An 18,163-nucleotide genomic window follows, 5' to 3' on the forward strand; every position below is an offset into this window, starting at 1 on the left:
TCACTACAGAATTTGCATTTGTCGGAATGATGTTCGAGTTGGCTGTCGACTGGCGGCAAGGTACTCGGACTGCCCCCTTTGGCTCGACAGCCATCACACCTTAGCTTCGATTTCAGAAGTGAGCGCCCGACCTGGCCAACGCTTGATCGATTGCTGCGCGGTCGCGCCGCTCCGTAAATTCCGTCCAATGACAACCAACGTCATCTAACGTGGATCAGTCCAATCCATCATCGGGGCCACAGAAAAGCGATAGTCTTGCGATTTCAATGATTTATCCTATCATCTCAACAGGATGAAACACGGACATGTGCCCTCCAAACTAGACGAAATTGCACACGTTTGTACCCGTTTTGACCTCTCGGTGCACACGTAGCGCACACGAATTGAGGAGTGCACACGGCCATGGCCAGCTTCACTCAGTTGCCGTCCGGGAACTGGCGCGTCCAGGTCCGCCGCAAGAACCGCTATGTGTCAGAGACCTTTCGCCGTCGCAAGGACGGCGAAGACTGGGCGCTCGATATGGAGCGCAATATTGACCGCAGTGGATCGCCAAAGCCCCGCGCCGCTGTCCAAGCCAAAACCTTCGGCGATATCATCGATCTGCACATCGAGGACATGCACGAGGTCGGCCGCCCTCCCCGCCGCTCCAAGGCCGCAGTGTTAGAAGCACTAAAGGAAGCCTTGGGGACGGTAAAATTGCCCAAGCTCAATCGCGAGCGGCTCATCGAATTTGGTCGCCAGCGCGCAAAGGAAGGTGCGGGCCCAGCCACGTTGGCAATCGACTTTTCCTTTATCAGAACCGTCGCTACGCACGCCGCAGCCGTTCACGGCATTGAAGTCTCGGCCGAAGAGGTTCGATTAGCGCGATATGCGATGAAGCATTTGGGCCTTGTGGCGAAGTCGGAAGAGCGAGACCGACGCCCAACTGAAGATGAGCTCGGCGAACTCATCGAATATTTTGAAACCAATCCTCGACAGGTCATTCCGATGGGACGGATCGTTCGGTATGCGGTCGCGACAACGATGCGACAGGAGGAAATTTGTCGTCCGGATTGGCCAGACGTCGACATGAAAACGCGGGTACTCGTCATCCGCGACCGCAAGGATCCGCGAGCAAAGGACGGCAACGACCAGAAAGTGCCGCTTCTCAACTTAACGGGCTTCGATGCGTGGGAGATCTTACTCCAACAGCGCATCATCACGAGAGGTTGGGGTCGCGTATTTCCGTACAACCACCGTTCAGTGAGCGCGGCGTTCACGCGGGCCTGCGACGAGTTGAAGATCGAAGATCTGCATTTTCATGACCTTCGACACGAGGGGACCAGCCGTCTTTTTGAGGCAGGGCTTACGATCGAGAAGGTCGCGCTTGTGACCGGCCACAAAGATTGGCGCACGTTGCGGCGTTACACCAAGCTGAAGCCGGAAGAACTCCACAAGCTACAAACATTGCCGCAACCATCTTTGGAAGAGTTCATCCAAACGCTCACGACAAACGATGTTGTCCTGAGCACTATCCACAAAAATCATAGCAGCATTCCCTCGCGATGAATCCCTAATTCGATTCAGAACGAAAGCTAGACTGCCGCGGCCGTTTGAACTGCTCGACCACAGCTCCTTCAGCCGTTGATGCGTTACTCGCAAACGCCTTGATCTCGTCATGGAAATGCTTGAGCAACTCGCATGTCGTTTCGTGTATCTCTTTCGCTTTTTGATCCTGGCTCGAGAGCCCATCAAAATAGGTCGCATGAGCTCCGATCATCGCGTCGATCAGATCGTTCCGGATCTTCTCGGCCGACGCCTCATTCGCTCCGCCCTCTTTTATCCGCCGCATAGCGACGACGTATCCGGATATGGCGTATCGAAAGAGGAAGGCGTTCGGGAGATGCTTAACTGCGGGCCTCTTTTTGAAATAAGGATGTGCATCGAAGAGCGCCTCGGCGAGATCAACGATGTGACCCTTAATCTTCTTCAGAAGCTCCGGCGTGATAGGCTCATTTTTCCTCAAGATCTTGAGCTCGGCCTCCGAATAACGCTTTACGTGCTCGGCCAGGTTGGCGGCATAGGTCTCCTGGCTCTTCGCCAACTCCGCCAGATCTGCGGACGCACGCTCGCATTTCGCCTCGAACTGTTTGACCAAATCTTTGTCGCCCTTTCTTGCCAGCTCGAGCTTTTCGCACCATGCTGCGAAGCCCTGCGTTTGCTCCCTGTGGATGCGCCTGCGCTGCAAGCCGCGGCGCCTGCGTTTGCGTAAGCCGGCCACGGCATGGGTCGTCTTCAGTACGACGACCTGTTTTGGATGCTGAGTCAGAGGTTCGAGCTGGCAGCAGACAGCCTCGATGTCGCCACCACGGAGCGTCTCCATAATGACCAGATCGGTAATGACAACGTGATTGTCCGGCTTCGACAAGTACTCCCTCAGCTCAAGAGACTTCAGATGATTCGTGTCGATGACCTTGCGCACGTTGCCCCCTACGTCACATTAGTAAATCCTATCAAATAATTTCGAGCGGCCTACGCTAGAGCGGCTCAATTTCTCAAGACCGACGCGCGCCATTTGAAATCAAGATGCATGGCAATCAAGAACGACGGCGCGCACCATGAAGCCAGCCGGAATAGCTGCGGCCTGAGCATCGAGTTGGTCTTGCATCTCCGCGATAGAGCAATTTGGCGTGGCAGCCCTCCGCGCGTCATCGGGATCCCACTTCGCCTTATCAAACCATCCAACGAGATAGATCCCGACCGGCGCAAGCAGACGGACCAGGTAATCTGCATATAATTGATCTTCCAGAGCTGTCTTCAGATCTGGATTCCAGCAACCCTTCGTCTCGATTATCGCAGTGACCGTGTCGTACGCCTTGCCATCGTCGGACTTTCTGATCGCGTCAATGCGTATGTCTGTCCGCTTGCCCAGTGAGGTACCGGCCACGCGACTGACTTCCACCTCGCGGTTGGCAACAATCGCCCTCTCGACGAGCTCCCGCTGAAGGAACAGGCTGACATGATCCGATAACCCGTCTTCCTCTATCGGACGAAATAGCTTGCCGCCGCCTTGCCGGTCCCAGAGACCGCGGATTGGCGTCTGTCCACCGTGCAATTCAACTTCATATTTGCGCAGCGTCTCGACAAGAAGTTCACATAGATCACCGGCTGAAACGACAAGAAGCCGGCTCGGCAAATCCGTAAGCCAGAATACGTCCTTGGACGTCAATGGAGACCAGGTCTTTGCCCGCATCACCTGCTCCGCGTCGCGCAGATGGAAAGATAGCCAAGGATAATCCGGCAGCAGGCTAACGATCCAACGCATCGCACTAACGGCCGCCGGCGTTCCCCTGTTTACGATCACCGGAATGATCCCATCGCGCATATGCGCCAACGACTCGTATGGACCGACGAAATGCGCTTGCCCCGGGCTGTGCTGCGGATCGTTTGATGGAGGAAACAACTGCAGGAGTAATATGTAGGCCTGCGCACACTGTTGTTCCGTCAACTCCGTGAATATCGCCTCTTGGAATCGGTAGGACGCGCCCAGATCCAAGAAAAAGCGCCGCGCAAAATCCGGGTCGGGCGAAACTCGGCTCCAAATGTACGGCCATGCCTCAGGACAATGAACGGCCAATGCGCAGGCCGCGACCAGCGCACGGGGTCCGTCGTCGGCCTGATCGTCTGCCATGATCTCGATGGCAAAGTCACGTGCCGGAATGAAGCCCGCAGTCAGCAGGACGTCCAGGATAGTACGAAACTGATCCTCTGAATTCGCCGTGTCGCACAGTTCGGCTAAGATGCCCTGCTTGAGCTCCTCGCTGTCCCAGCATCCATCAAGATCGCGCAACATGAAGAAACTCGCACCGCGGGACACAGCCGCGCTGGGCTCCGCAGCAGTTCGCGCGCGCTCGATCCTCATCATTTCCAGCGTCGTGCCCACAAATTCGGCTGGGGCTGCCGCTAGAGCGTCAGCAACCGTATCAATATGAAGTTTCGGCCGCTCAGATCCGGTGAGCTTCGGTATGCTCGCAATCGCGGGCGCCCATTTTGACCAAATTAGTGTTGGTATCTGCTCGTATGCGGCACCGTCCAGCTCCTTGAGAAGAACGAAGGCGCGATATGCCGCCAAGTCATTCAAGTTCGCTGACGTTGTTCCGATCCATTCTCTAACGGATGTCTCTCCGATCACGAGATAGCGCCTCGCTGCACTTACGATCCGTTCCTTTGTCGCGGCGTCGGCTGCGATCCAGCCGGGCATTCTGGTTATCGAATATTCGAGGTCATCCCCGTAAACCGTGCTGGTTGGCGTCAGTGTCAGTTCTCGATTGAGCATCCACCACGCACGCCACTCGCCCGCTTCAAATTGGTTGAGCAGATCCGCGACACGTTCTGCCGGCGGCGGTGTGACCGGAGGTGGCTTGCGGCCTTCGAGCTCCTTCATCATTCGTTCGTTTCGGCGGAGCGCCTGCGCATCAGCGGAATCGAGCGCCACTCCTTCGAACACGACTCGAAAGTGATCCCAGAGCGAAGGCCAATTGAGGGCCGCGTCATACAGCGCCTCAAACTGCGCTGGATCATCGCGATCGAGCGCCATTTCGATCATGCTGCAAAGCGTGTCGTTGTTAACGGCACTCTCGCTGGCGGCAGCGCCAGGACACAACGTGAGTAGCCACGGCAGGTCTTCCCGCTGCAGAAGTCCAGCTCGAATGAGATGATAGATATCGATCCGATCAAGGATAAGCGGCGTCACCAGACGAAGAAACGTTCGCCGCCGCATCGCATCGGATTTCAACGTCGCTCGGAATTGTTCCTGCTCTCGCCGCCCAGTTCCGCGTAGCAAATCATGATGGCCGCGCAAGCACGTAAACACGTACTCCAATAGCGACGGGCTGATCTCGTCTCTGTCGACGTACTGCCAAGCCCGTATCAAAATCGAGTCAGCCAATGATTTTCTGTGAAATTCGCCGTTATGACCAACTTCCGCGATAAACGAAGTGGCCCAGCGCAAGGCGATCGGAAAGTCCTCGGGCTTAAGCGTCTCTGGTAGTGTTCCGGTGAGGAACAAGATGTAAGAGCCAACATGCCCTTCGATAGGTCGCGTGATCGACGCAAACAGCTCCGCCGCGGTCAAATGCTGGGGCCAAAGAAGCTGCAGGGCGTGGCCCTTTATCCCGCAAACAGGATCGGGGCCAAGCTCGCTCCGTGCCAGGGGTAGTATTTTTGCCGGGACTGTGTCGTCACCGCACGTTCGGAGAGCCGCCACGGCACGAGCCCGAAGATCCGGATCGCACTTTGTATCAAGCGCAATTTCGAGCAATTCGGGCTGGAGTTCCGCGATTGCGCAGGATTCCGCGATCATGATCGCTGCCCTGCGACAGATAATGTTCTTTGCAGAATCGGTTATGTAGGGCCGCAGCTGCGTAGCGATCTCAGGATGAGCGAGCTTGGCATAGTAGTCAGCGATCCCCGGGAAGTAATCACGGACGTTTTTCTTCTCAAAGGCCGTGAGAAGGGACGCGGTCAGCGCAGCCAAATCGGCTTCACCCCAACTCGCGATGTCACCCTGCAAGAGCACCAGGGGTTCGCTCTCAATCAAGGTTTCGCGCACTTCCCCGCTAAGCGATGCGATCCAGGCGGTTACGCCGGCCAGTTGGGGCACTAGTCCCCCAGCGGGATGAAGCAATATTTTGAGGATATTCGACGTCGAGACCTTCTTCTCGATGAGAAACTTTGCCGCCAGAAATTCGGCGTAACTCTGATGCGCCCAGCCCATCAGCACCCCGCCACGGGAGGTAAAAAGGCCCGTGTCCAGTACCTCGCGGACGTTGTCGTCGCTTACATCAAAGGGGGCAAAGTTGCCCTCCTCGTGCGCCGGCGAAAGGGCCGATAACGGAACGTCTTCCTCGGGGACGCTATCCGCCTCTGGACCGGTCCAGATAGCGTAGCGGTTTGCGAGCATGGTGGCCGCCGCAAGGCGGCCGGCGAGCCGAAGACGCTGGGCAGTATTCAACGTACCCAGCCGACGGGCATCGCGCCGGCTCAGGTTGGACTCTTCGCAAAGTTTCATGCATCCGCGGGTGTAAAGCTCCACAACGCTGCGTGGCAGGCTTCCTTCTCGTTGAAACAGGCCAAGGAGAAGATTCAGCGTCAATGGTTTGATGGCAAAGGGAACAGAATTCGAAGCGTGGAGCTCGCGGATAAAGTCTTTTTCGTCGATGCCGCGCGCTGTAGCCGCGCTCGCCACATCCTTCCGGCGCAGTGGCGCCAGTTCCACCACACGGACCGCCTCCTCGCCCCACAGCCGATTGAGAGTTGGCTCCAGGATTCCCCCCGGCCACAGGGCCGTGCGACATGCAATTCGCAACGACATCCGCGAAACCGGATATCGCGGCAATTCACTTGCGAGAAGATTTGCGATGCTATCGATACGCAGAAGAGCTTCATCCAGGCTATCGAGATGAAGAACGAGATGTGACTCATTCCTCGTCCACGCGATGAACTCTTCGCTTCCAAACACACGCTGATGGAGTAGTGCATCGCTTGAATAGGCACGCAAGTCGGCGTGGATCGAGACGGTTTCGCCTTCGGTCGGTTCGGCCGACACGCGAGTCGCCTCAGCTTCCAGCGTGGTTGATTTGCCGATTCCAGGCTCGCCAAGCAAAACAAGAGCGCGGTATCGACCAAGCTCGGCTAGTGTTGCAGGCGCGTTTGGATGAGCTCGCCGAAGCGGGCTGACTGGATCCACCAAAAAGCCGCCATCCGAGAGGTCGACAACGCCCGAGCGATCAATCCAGAACCGCTCCCAATCGTAGAGTGATTTGGACGGCACCACAGAGGGGCTGCTTGCAGACCGGCCGCTATTTCCGGGTTTTTGGTTCATCTATTGTCACAGCTGATCGGTCGGTCGGATTGCGTCGATCATCTTCCGGCTGCTCGACCCGGGCCCAGTGGCAGGGCATCGGGGTCAGACGGCACAGGCGACGCTTACACTCCAAGGTATCCGGAGCGATTTCAACCGCCCAATACTCAAGTCCATAGCCTCAATTTGAAGTGGAATACTCCACAAAGTGCAGGATTCTTAAGGGCATGCGAGGTAATTTGAGTGCTGAAAATTGCGCCAATTGCAGATGTTCTCTATTTGTTCTAGGATATATCATGGCCTTCCTTACGGAGCAGGAGCTTGAAAGCCTGCGCATTGATCAGAGTGTGTTCCATATCGTTGGCCCGGGTGAGGAGCACTTTCAGCTATTGACGGCCTTCGATGCCGGACGACATGCGGCCTTCTTTTTGGGCCGTGTTCGATCCGTCAACAGCGGAAACCGGTACGAGTTTTTGGAGGATGCGCCGGTCCGGGCCCAGCTCGCTCGCATCAGTCGGGACAAGGCGACTTTCCAAGAAGAGAGTGAGAAGTTGGCGACAGCATTCAACCAGGCCCACGGGGGAAGCACTGCGGTCGGCGCGTTCCTGATTTTTTCGCTCTCTTGTTCGAGCGGTCGCCTGTTTGCGCTTCTGAAATTCGAAGACGAAAAGGTTCTCAGCTACGACTACGATGTCAGCCGTGGACGCGCTGGAAAGCCAAAGCCAACCTTTGGCGAGATCGAGCGAACGTTTGTGCAGAACCGGAACGCTTTGCAGAAGGCAGCACTCATCAAGCTGCATCGAGAGGGAGACCAGATATGCGTTATTGATCGGCAGAACCCGCAGCGGCCTGCTGCCTATTTCGAGCAGTTTCTGTTGGTCCGCCGGCAGCGCACGGAAGAAGAGTTGACCAAGACAATTGTCGATGTCACGCGCAATATCGCCCAAAAGTACAAAGACACGCTTCCGCCGGACACGATGAAGAATTTGGCGCAGCGTCTCTACGATGCAAGCCAGTCGGGCGGTTCTGTCGACGGCGAGAACGCTGAGAACTGGTTGAAGAGTATCTTTGGCCCCCTCCCCGACGACAGTCCCGTAGTGACGGACTTTAAGGCAAAGCTGAAGCGTGAGGGAATGGCCGGAGAGTCGTTCGTTCTCCAAAAGAACGCAATTCCTCCACCCAGGAACCGGCGGGTGGAAACAGCAAGCGGCGTCAAACTGACCTTCCCTATCGGTTTGACACCTTCAGTCGTTTCGGTGAATCGCGACAAGGGCGAGATCATTATCAAGGACACGATCACACTCGATGACTTCGAGCTCAGCACATCTGGTCGAACGCGTACGTGAGCTGGTCGCAGGCGGTGCGTTGGCGGACGAACGTGTCGACGCCCTCGTTCTGCGCGGGCGGCTGTCGTCGGCCGATGCGCAGACGGCTTGGCTCGGATTCGCGGACGATGTGCCGTCGCCGTTCACGTCGGTGCAAGTTTATAATCCCGCCCTCGGTGGCGACCTACTCACGGGCGATGTATTCGACTCAGCACGCGAGATCGTGATCACACTTGGAAAACCGGCCGCCGAAGGCTGCGCGTTCTTCATTTTCCAATCCAGCATTCCACAATATTTGACGCGTCGGACGGTCTTGGCGCAAGTTGCGGCCTCCGACTTCAATCCCGCTCAGGCATTCCGCACGCGTGGATTAAACGTCGCTCCATGGAATCTTGAGCTACCGGCCGGGCCTCCGGAAGCGCTGCCTGACGCTATCAATCCTTCTCGATATGTCCGCGATTTTGTTCCGGATCGCGAGGTAGCCACTGATCTCAATCCATGGATCCTAGTAGCGGCGCCAGCAGCGTCATCTGCAGCATATCAAGCTTGGGAGGCCGTTGCGGCCCGACGCTTGTTGGGCGGACTCGTGTCCCGCGTATGGCTTGAGGACGGTCAGGTCTGGTTGCAGGCCGCAGCCACACCTCCAATCTATCGTATCAAAGCTGACGATCATGCCCTGCCCGGCGCACGCCCGCAGCTGACCGAAGCGGCCTCGTGGGTTTTTCTTTCCGGGACCGACATCGAGGCGCGCCACCTGCTCTTCTCCGGAGAGCTGGCTCGCGCTAGCCGTCCTCAGCAAGATCTTGCGACGACACTGGCACAGGCGCTCGAGGCAGCGAAAGCCGCTTATGAGGCTCATGTCCAATCATCGAGCCGTGAAACTCTGAAGGCGCTTGCCGATCTCCGCAAGACCGTCATTGATGAAACCCAGAAAGTCGCACAGCGAGCACAGGATCTCGCCGCTACCCTCTGGCGCGACCTGGCCGTCTCGGCGGCGCCGTTCATATTGAAGATCCTGGGCGATGCGACCAAGACGCCAGGCGTCCTGGTTTCATCTTTATTCTACTTTGCGGCTGCGGCATTCATCGGTCTGTCGTTCGTTTTGCAATGGCGGATCAATGCTTCTTTCTTCGAAAGTCAGGCCTCCTCGCGGCGAAGCTGGATGCAAAGTCTTTACAGTTACATTTCCGTCCGCGAGCGGGAGGAAATAGCCGAGGCGCCAATCGAACAAGCGATGAAAAACTACCGGGAAACCCGTGGGGTCTTGCTAGTAGTCTATGCACTGCTGATCGCGGCTCTCGTTGCGTTTGGCGTGCACACACTAAACGATGTTACGCCCTCGCCTTCAAAACCTACCGCAACCGGAGAGACGATTCCCGCGCAGATTCAAGCACCGCCTTCCAAGCCGCCGCCGTAGACACTCCGAGATTTCCAACAGTGTCCGAGCCATGCAATCCTATTCCCAGCGTGTTCGAGACAGCATCCTGCCTCTTTCGGTGGGAGACACACTGCCGAAAGCGTTCGAGGAATGGTACTTCACCGGAAGCACTGAGGATCACGAAGAGCCCAGCGAGACCTGCGAGCTGTGCGGCCAGGACGGCCTACGATATCATTTCGAAATCAGCAACAGATTCACCGGACGTGCACTGCAGGTCGGATCGCACTGCATTCTGCAGTTTGACGTCGCAGTTTACGATGGAAGCCGCCGCCTCACAGCCAAGGAAGCCAAAAAGCAGCTCGATAGGCTTACTGAGCAGATGCGCCTCGATTCTTGCATCAAATCCCTTGAGGCACTCGCTCGCGCCGAGCATTCGAACATCCTCGACAACGCGCTTGCCTACTATCGGAAGAACAAGAAGCTGACGCCAAAGCAAGCGTTTGTCGTGTTCTGGAGGTTGCGTCGCAATCGCATTGATCACTCGCCTTCGTTTTTTAACGTCACCCTACGCAAGAAACAGCACGTGACGGACCTACGAGAGATGGCAAGCGACAAAGTCCATTTTTTCTGGCGCGCGCTCACGTCTGCGCAGCGCAAGCAAGCCATGAGGCTTGGCCATCAACCACCGAAAGAATAGCCGGCATCCGAACTGACGGGAGGACAATTTGAACGACGTTGCAATTGGCGCCATCGAACTGACCCCTGAAGAGAGCCAAATCCTTGAAGAGATGATACTACGCCAGGAGCTTCTCTTCGGCGACCATAGTCTGGCTGAGTGCAATGGCGAGCTTTCATTGGCGCTCATGAGATCGCTACTACAGCGAAAAGCAATACCCAAGGTACGGCTGAAATACTTCGAGGAACCATCGTTTCGTACCGGGCGCATCAAGGGCTCCTATCGATCCCTTTTCGAGCGAAACAAGACAACAGGCGATGATATCTACCGGCATCCGAACTTTCTCAGACATCTGCGATATTTTATCAACGGCACGGAACTGCCAAAGGAGGCTATCAAGATATTTGCTCAGAAAGCTCACTCTTGTGGTCACGTCGGCCCAAGCGACGCCTTGGAGTTGGGAACGCTGGCGCGAGATCTTACCCGCAAATTTGGCTTGTCGATCGACACGGAGCTAGCCGCCGAGGAGTTTTACAAGCTCGCGCTGGACTGCGGAATCTATCAGGGCCATGCTGCAGTCGTCAGAGACCGTGTGAAGGCCATGAAATAATCAGCAATCGATCGGCGTCGATAATGATTTCCTGGATAACTCCTAGCGAGCCGGGCCGGAAGCAGCACCAGCCTCGAGAGATCGTTCCGCTCGTGAATCTGTCCACGCGGCCAACTAGTCTTTATTCGAGCGCGTCAGATCGGTCGCAGAGCAGCACGAACCAACAAGTCGTTAAGCCGAGCAAGGCAGTCATGGCGACGCCGCTCAAGATCACGGGCCAAACGACGGTCCCGCACGTCGAGATATCCACGCCGCTGTTCCAGGCGACCATCCTTGATCCCGGCGACGAGCAATCCCCGTAGCTCTGTCAATTCATCGTCCAGGTCCTTCAGACTCGCTCTCCAAGCAGGTTCTTCAAGGTACCGCCAACCGCCAATGGCCTTGCGGATGACATGACGGCTCTGTCGGTCGACGAGCTCCCCCGTCCGAAGCGCAGCCTGCGTATCCTTCAAGGCCTGAAGGAAATCGTCGAAGTGTTCCTGCCCGAGCGGATCGGTGAACGCCGGACGATGGAAGGCCGTCGCGATCGTCTCAAGGATTAGGCGATCCTGGTCGCGCGCGTTCCGGACGCCAATGATCTGATCGTAGTACCGCCGCTGGAGATCGGAATACGTGTTCAGCCACGTAACATAGTCGTCCCAAAACCAGATCTGCACCTGGAAGCGGCCCACCCCTCGATATTCCTCGTCGAGCAGCCGGGCCAGGCGTTGTGTCCCCGCGTCCCGTTTTGCCGTCGTTGCCAAGACCCAAACATCCAGTTTCGGCCGAAAGGCGAGCGCTTTATCCACTTCCGATCTGAGCAGCTTTCGGTTGATTGGACCGCCGGGAAGAGGATTGTTGTTCTCGTCCAAGTCATCGAGCCGCTTGCACTGCACGCCGATTGAACCTGCCCGAGTTCTAGCGGCGTAGACATCAACCCCGTCCTGAGCCTGTCCGGGTCGGCCGATTTTGTCCGCCGTCGCGATTCCAAAAACGAGCTCGACGACGGACTGGGTCAGATCCTCGAACTGCTGCCAATAAAGCGGCGGCTGGAAAAACTGGGTCACCTGCCCCATTAGCCAGATGCCTCCGCCCGCTCGAGCGCCATCTCACGGATCCGAATTGGGAGATGCTCGAGCAAATCGTTGACCACCACCCTCATCGCTCCAACCTCACGCGCAGCCTTCGCGCTCGCTCCTGGAAAGCACCCTCACCTCCCTCCAGGATGTCGCAGACCGCCTTCCTGATTTCTCCATTCTCCAGCCCGCCCGACTTGTATGATATTGGCGGCAGCGAACCGTGCGGATGCGGCCCGACATCGGCAATGATGATCTGATCCGCATCGGTGTTGATCACGAGGTTCGCATTGTGCGTAACCATGATCACCTGACGATTGGCCTTCGCCTCGACGAACAGATGAACCAACTCGTCGAAAACCGACTTGGGATCCAGGTTCTCCTCGGGCTGGTCGATCACGAGCGGCCGGTTGTCGCTGTCATCCAGCGCCAGATAGAGCAGCAAGAGCACAATGCCGCGGGTGCCCGGCGACAGTTTACGGATGTCGACACCATCGTAATCGATCCCATACCGGATTGAGATGTGATCGGTACTGAACAGCCATTGCGCAAAGCGCTTCGACCACGCGCGAAATTCTTGCTGGTCGGTGTGCGCGACCGGAGAATGATCCAGCAGGTCCTTTTGATAAAGGCGTCGGAACTCCGCCATGGCCGCGATGACGCCAGCCGAATCACCGGTTTCCCACGCGCCCTTCAACACTTCATTCGCCTTCTGCAGCAGCGTGCCCTTGCCCCGAAATGCGCCGGCTTTCCTGAGGTCGATCAGACCGTCTTCCGCCTCGGAGGCCCATTGCTCCACGTTGGCGACACGCGTGACGGAGAAGGAGAGCTTCTTGAGCGTGCCGGACGCCGCGGCGAGCCGCGCCATAAGCGGCGCGTAGAGGTCCTCGAGCACAGATTGCTCCGCGACCAGCGCGTCGAAGGCTCTGCCATAAGCCTCCTCGCGCTGCGTCTGCAGCTCACGCGCCCGATCTCTGGCGCCCCGCGCGTCTTTCAGCTTATCAGTGAGCGTTTGCAGCGCTGCAGTCTCGGTCGCGATGCTGCCAGAAAGCGCTGTGTATCGCCGCTGCGTCTCCTTGTCGGCGCTGACCAGCTTTTCCAGCCGCGCCATCTCCGCTTCAAGGACGGCTTGTGACAGCGTGCTCAGATCGACGTCGTCTCGAAAGTACGGCGTATTTGGATCGCTCGGCGCCGGCGTCGTTCCCTTGAGCTTGGCAATCTCGCCGTCGACCCATTTCACATAGCCGGCGAGATCGTTGTCGACGGGCCCCTTGTAATCCAGCAGGAACGACGCCCACTGCTCTGCGGACATGCCACTGTGGATATAGCGTGCCTGGGCCTGTCTCAGCGCTTCAGGGGCCTGGTTGCGTCGCAGGTCCTTCACCTCGTCCTGCATCGCCAGAAAGGTCTGCCGCTGCCCGGCGAACTGGCGCAGCTTCGCCCGAATCTGGTTTGCGGCTCCGGCCAATTCGGTGTGACGCTGGGCTCGCTTCTCGCTACCAGCCGAAACGAGCTTCGCACGATCCGCCGTGTAGGCGTCGACGAGCTTCTTCTTTTGCGCAACCTGCCCCTCATAGGTCGCAATCAGCTTTTCCTTCTCCAGCTCGGTGCCGATGCGCTCGGAAATCTGCGACACGGCCTCGGCCTCGCGTTCGCGCGCGAGGCGATGACGCGACGCGCGGTGATCGAGAAGCTCGGCGAAGTCCAAGGTGCCGTCCCGAGCGTCATCTGGATGGGCCTCAAAGATCACCCTTTCGATTTCGCGCAGGAGGCCGTCCGTCAGCCCGCTCGACGAGCACAGCTCTTCCACGAACTGCTGCGACAGATACCGCACGCGCTCATAGCTGAACGGTCCGTTCGCATCCGAGCCATTGAGCGCGCGGATGCTCGGTTCGCCAGACGCCCAACTCACTTTGACCTTCCCATCGCCGACAAGGGGTCGGGCGCGGATGAGAAAAGAGGGATTGGCCCATTCCTCGGCGTTCCACGCCTCGTCCGAGATCGAATCGCAACCCGCCGCGATCATATCGGCCAGCGCGGTCTTGCCTGAGCCGCGGGCGCCGATAATGGCGACCAGTCCTGGATTTAGCGGAATGACCGGCGTCGTCATCCAGGGCGCATCAAGGATCTCGATCCCCGAGATCACCTGCGATGGAGTTGCCGATGCCGGCGGCTCGGCGCCGACGTGCGCGCGGCCGCCCGGATCGATGCACGCCTGGCGTAGAGCATCGAACTCCAACCCACCCTTGATCCAGGAGAACCGGTCTCCGAATGGCGAGGCAACGTCGTCGAGCTTGTGTGCGTCACTCCCGTGCAGACAGGGTTTCAGGCCGCCGTATCGTGTTCGCATTTCATCAGGGGCAAGATCCCTTTGGCCGAGCCAGAACTCGCGTTGCGCCGGGCTGCTGGCAAAGATCACATGCGCGAAGCCTTCGATTTCGCGCCTAATCGTCTGGTCCGCAGCCTCCCGCACACCCGAAGTGCCGTCGGTCGCGCTGCCCGCAACTGCAATCAGGATGTTCTTCTTCGCCCATCCGCTCTCCGAGAACACCTCGCGCAACTTTTGGAAGTTCACCTTGAACTGGTTGGCTCCATAGGCCAACGCCGCGCGGTCGTCGGTGATATCCGGGTCGGCCTTCTTGCCAAGCCTGATGAGGTCCGCGCGCGTGCAGTCGAAGCGGTCCTGCATGACGTTAAACTGCAAGCGCGACAGCAATCGCTGCAGTTCCTCGACGTGCTTCGGATCCTCCGGGCTGACAAACAAATGAAGATTGACGAAACCGCCCTTGGCCGTAGCCACATCAAGCCGGAGTTCAACATTCGGGAAGATCAGCTTGGTGTCAGGCAGCCGGCCGGCGGCCTTGTGCCTGAGCACCTCTTCATAAGTATCCGTGACATAATAATCGGTGACGGCGATCGCCTCGATCACCGGCGAGGCTCTCTCCAGCGCTGTGAGATAGTCGTTCCAGGCCGTGGGGCCTCTGAACTGGTTGTTCATCACCGTGCCCGGTGCATGGATATGCGGCTCCCACCGCCGCCACTCCGATCCCCGACTAAGCATTCGCCTCGCCCCTATGCGCACACGCGATTGGCCCGCACGGTGATATCGGCGCCGCGGGGTCCCGCAACCGGCTATGGACCAGGCCCAGTGTCGTCGTCTGCACTGCAAGGCGCCGGACATTCGTGAGGACAAGTCGTTCGAGATACATAGACCGGCGACCAATTATTTCCTAGAAATGCACAATCAGGAGGCGAAAATTGCCTTCATCTGCTATCAAGGTGGTTCTGGACCGCGTGCATCGTCACAACGACGCCCTGCCGGCGCTGGCGGGCAAGATCGGGGGCAATGGAGCCGGAAGGAGAGCAACCGGGGGAGACTGTGATCGGCGACTTCGATGCCGCCGACGAACTGCTTTTTGCAGCCCAGAACGGGGGCTTGCCCGGTCTCGGGCCCATTCGCGTGCAACGATCGGGACAGATCGGCCCCCTGGTCGAACTTGTACGCGCGCGACGGCGATACCCCGCAGCCTTTGCGTCCGTTGTGCTCGAAGCGCCATTCGTCGCGACAATTGATGCCGCGCTTGACCGTGACACGGTGACCGGCACGGAAAAGAACGCACAGGCCGGCGTCTTCCCGCTCCAGCAGCTCGGCGCGGATGGCAAACGATCGGACCTGTGGCAGCTTTGGGCGAGCCGTGCCGATCAGGCTGCCCTCGCTGCCGGCTTCCCCGCGCGGATCGCGGCCGAGATTGTCGGCGCCCTCGGCGAGCTGCAGGACAATGTCTTCCGCCACAGCGAGAAAGCACGCACAGGCCTTGTCGCGTTCGCGGCGCGGCCGAGCTCGTTCGAGGTCGTCGTCAGCGACTGCGGAATTGGCGTGCTGGCGAGCCTGCGTTCCCATGCCGACTATGCCGGCACTGAGGACGCCGGCATGGCCTTGAAGGTTGCGGTTGCGGACGGTGAATCCCGGTTCGGCCGCGACAGCGGCTGCGGCTTCGGTATGGGACAGATGTTTCGCGCGCTGGCTAATCATGATGGCGATCTACGTTTCCGCAGCGACGATCACGCGCTCGAGATCCGTGGACACAGCCCGAGCCTCCAGGGTCGCGTCCAGCTCCGGCAGAAAGCTCCCCTGCCCGGCTTGACCGTGAGCGTGCTGTGCCGACCGGCGAGTGTTCCGGGCCGATCGCTCTGAGCGCGTCATCGGCGCGAAGTCAGAGAGCAGCAGCGCGGTGCGCTTGGTGACGATGTTGTGGGCCAGCAGGTCGTCTATCGGCGCCCCCCTGGGAGTCGAAATCCGTGGCCAACGCAGGCGGCCGGCTTCTGTGAATTCTGCCCGGCGTCGCTTGAGCGTGCGGGCGAAGGCATCCGTCTCGATCAGGATGACCTGGCCAAAGTGGTGCTTGAGGCGTTGGAGAACCTGGGCGCCTCCGCGCACCACGAGCGTGAGCGGACGTCCCGCCACGTCGGCAACCCGGCAGAGACGATCGACGTGCCAGTCGATCCGGGACGGCACGCCGGCGCCGGTACGGAATTCGAAAGCTACGATCTCGACTTCCGGGCGCTCCCGCACGAAGCGCATCCAGCGTGCATAGTCCTGATCGGTCCGCGCGTTGAGATGCAGCGCCGCCGGAGTCCCGGCCATCATCGTCTCGGCCCAACCCAGCGCGATGCGCTTCATGCTGTGCAAATTGTCAGGGCGCGGCACATTCAGGAACATGCTGAAATTAGGCACGGTCACCAGCGCAATCCCGAGATCGCGCAACGTCGACATGATCAATGCGCGATCAGCAAACGCCCACCAGGCCTCGAGCTTGATGTCCCGATCAACGCCAGAGGCAATGACGGTCGCGGTTTCAGGGATAAGGAAACGCGCGGCGAGCTCAGCAGGGGTGCGAACAAGCGGCTGGCCGCTTCGCATGTGGAACAGCTCATACAAGGGAACGGCAATCACTAGTTCGTTCAGGATCGCCTTGCGGCTGTATTTGTGTCCGATGAGCGGAATGACGGACGGCAGTTCCGGCATCGCAAGTGCGGCAACCCGGGGCGTCGACTCCAGCTCGAAGCCACCGATCTCCAGGTAGCGCTCGAAGAACTGGTCGGGCTTGTTGCGGCAAACGGAGTCGCAGACGGCACGATCCTCGCAAGAACAGAAATCGTTGCAGTCGAACACGCCAGCATCGGTGTGAAGCCCTCCGCAGGTCTTAAAGTCCGGGCAGCCGCCGCAGCCGAGCGACGTCGCATAGAGCGCGGCATCGTCGCGAAGCCGATGAGACGGCCTGAAGTCGCGTGTGGGCTCCTGCGGGGCGCGGCGGGTCATTTGAGCTTGATCTCCGCAGTCGCTCCGAGGATCCCGATGCGCTCGACGACGGCCGGAGCCATGCCCTGTCGCGCATCGACGGCCGCCCGCACCGAGGGTGGTGCGTCGGCGATACTGGCTATCTGACGAAGGCCGTCGAACACAACCAGATCCGAACCTTTCGACTGGACCAGCACCGTGGTGCCACGACTTGCCGCTCCCTTTGCGATCAGCTTCGCTGTAAGCGTCCGGCTCTCCTCGGAGATGCTGACATCCATCAAGGTCGGCGCCTTGATGCGGTCGATCCCCCTCGCCCAACGTTTGGTGTAGGGCTTGCCGCTGGCATTGCGGATGAATTCGATTCCCATCACGCGATCTCCAAGACAGGTGCAAAGGTTTTGGTTTTCCCCGATCGGCGCTCGATCAGAAGACCGCGCGCGGCGAGACTGGACAGGCGGTTGTTCCAGGCCGTTGGCGCCAAGCTCTCCTGGCTCTGCGCCGCAAGGCTCGGCGCGCTTGCCGTACCGAGGCGCACGACGAGATCGAAGGTCGAGCGATGCGCCTCGTCGAGCTCACCCAGAATCTTGGGATCGCGCACCTCGTCTGCCGGCGACAGACGGCAGATCCACATCGCATCCTTGCGATGCCGCAGAAAAAATTCGAGCTCTTCGCTCACCGACGGCGAGGCATTGGCGATAACCGGGTAGAGTTCCGGCAAAGTGGCGCGCACATGATCGCGGAAGGCGATCACACCCTCGCGCAGGAAGGAGGCGGTCGCGACGGTGACGGCATCGAAGTCCAAATAGACTGGCTCCGGCTCGGCTGACGGACGTGCGGCGGCGACCAGCTTCCCCAGCAGCTGACGGCCGGCTTGCGCCCCGCTGAGCACCGGCTCACCGCCGGCCAAAACAACAATCGACAACTTCACTTTTTATCCTCATTGAGTTCAGTGAAGATGGGGAGAATGCCGCTTATTGTC

At 58.8% G+C, this 18,163-nt stretch carries 13 protein-coding genes; 5 read left to right on the forward strand and 8 right to left on the reverse strand.

The window, feature by feature from the left end:
* Nucleotides 1-402 precede the first annotated feature (402 nt).
* Nucleotides 403-1,548 (forward strand): site-specific integrase, encoded by a 1,146-nt coding sequence (locus TSA1_RS05915; RefSeq protein ID WP_100175524.1) that lies wholly within the window; start codon nucleotides 403-405, stop codon nucleotides 1,546-1,548.
* A gap of 4 nt (nucleotides 1,549-1,552) precedes the next feature.
* Here the strand turns inward: TSA1_RS05915 and TSA1_RS05920 are convergent, their stop codons facing one another.
* Nucleotides 1,553-2,461 (reverse strand): hypothetical protein, encoded by a 909-nt coding sequence (locus TSA1_RS05920; protein WP_100175525.1) that lies wholly within the window; start codon nucleotides 2,459-2,461, stop codon nucleotides 1,553-1,555.
* A gap of 99 nt (nucleotides 2,462-2,560) precedes the next feature.
* Nucleotides 2,561-6,862 (reverse strand): NACHT domain-containing protein, encoded by a 4,302-nt coding sequence (locus tag TSA1_RS05925; protein WP_145984271.1) that lies wholly within the window; start codon nucleotides 6,860-6,862, stop codon nucleotides 2,561-2,563.
* A gap of 275 nt (nucleotides 6,863-7,137) precedes the next feature.
* On the opposite strand from TSA1_RS05925, the gene TSA1_RS05930 reads away from it, so the two are divergent.
* From TSA1_RS05930 to TSA1_RS05945, 4 genes are read left to right on the forward strand one after another with little or no spacing between them, the layout of a single operon-like run.
* Complete coding sequence (locus tag TSA1_RS05930) at nucleotides 7,138-8,187, forward strand: nucleoid-associated protein (RefSeq protein WP_245448122.1); 1,050 nt, start codon at nucleotides 7,138-7,140, stop codon at nucleotides 8,185-8,187.
* Nucleotides 8,147-9,583 (forward strand): hypothetical protein, encoded by a 1,437-nt coding sequence (locus TSA1_RS05935; RefSeq protein ID WP_145984272.1) that lies wholly within the window; start codon nucleotides 8,147-8,149, stop codon nucleotides 9,581-9,583. The genes TSA1_RS05930 and TSA1_RS05935 overlap by 41 nt, the downstream gene beginning before the upstream one ends.
* A gap of 31 nt (nucleotides 9,584-9,614) precedes the next feature.
* The gene (locus TSA1_RS05940; RefSeq protein WP_100175528.1) at nucleotides 9,615-10,241 is read left to right on the forward strand and encodes a hypothetical protein; all 627 of its coding nucleotides are present in this window, start codon (nucleotides 9,615-9,617) and stop codon (nucleotides 10,239-10,241) included.
* 28 nt (nucleotides 10,242-10,269) lie between these two features.
* Entirely contained in the window at nucleotides 10,270-10,830 is a 561-nt protein-coding gene (locus TSA1_RS05945; RefSeq protein WP_100175529.1) for a hypothetical protein, read from the forward strand.
* Nucleotides 10,831-10,964: 134 nt separating this feature from the next.
* Here the strand turns inward: TSA1_RS05945 and TSA1_RS05950 are convergent, their stop codons facing one another.
* From TSA1_RS05950 to TSA1_RS05975, 6 genes are all read right to left on the reverse strand, one after another.
* Nucleotides 10,965-11,885, reverse strand: a complete 921-nt coding sequence (locus TSA1_RS05950) for a hypothetical protein (RefSeq protein ID WP_100175530.1) — start codon at nucleotides 11,883-11,885, stop codon at nucleotides 10,965-10,967.
* Nucleotides 11,886-11,967: 82 nt separating this feature from the next.
* Nucleotides 11,968-14,946: a TrlF family AAA-like ATPase gene (locus TSA1_RS05955; RefSeq protein WP_100175531.1), complete on the reverse strand. Its 2,979-nt coding sequence runs from the start codon at nucleotides 14,944-14,946 to the stop codon at nucleotides 11,968-11,970.
* A 213-nt stretch (nucleotides 14,947-15,159) separates the two neighbouring features.
* Nucleotides 15,160-15,918: a hypothetical protein gene (locus TSA1_RS05960; protein ID WP_100175532.1), complete on the reverse strand. Its 759-nt coding sequence runs from the start codon at nucleotides 15,916-15,918 to the stop codon at nucleotides 15,160-15,162.
* Nucleotides 15,919-15,927: 9 nt separating this feature from the next.
* The gene (locus TSA1_RS05965) at nucleotides 15,928-17,205 is read right to left on the reverse strand and encodes a hypothetical protein (protein WP_100175533.1); all 1,278 of its coding nucleotides are present in this window, start codon (nucleotides 17,203-17,205) and stop codon (nucleotides 15,928-15,930) included.
* The gene (locus TSA1_RS05970; RefSeq protein WP_100175534.1) at nucleotides 17,202-17,552 is read right to left on the reverse strand and encodes a hypothetical protein; all 351 of its coding nucleotides are present in this window, start codon (nucleotides 17,550-17,552) and stop codon (nucleotides 17,202-17,204) included. Before TSA1_RS05970 ends, TSA1_RS05965 begins: the two co-directional genes overlap by 4 nt.
* Nucleotides 17,552-18,091, reverse strand: coding sequence for a hypothetical protein (locus TSA1_RS05975; protein ID WP_245448124.1), 540 nt, complete (start codon nucleotides 18,089-18,091; stop codon nucleotides 17,552-17,554). Before TSA1_RS05975 ends, TSA1_RS05970 begins: the two co-directional genes overlap by 1 nt.
* Nucleotides 18,092-18,163 lie beyond the last annotated feature (72 nt).

The organism is Bradyrhizobium nitroreducens, from assembly GCF_002776695.1.
Lineage (GTDB): Bacteria > Pseudomonadota > Alphaproteobacteria > Rhizobiales > Xanthobacteraceae > Bradyrhizobium > Bradyrhizobium nitroreducens.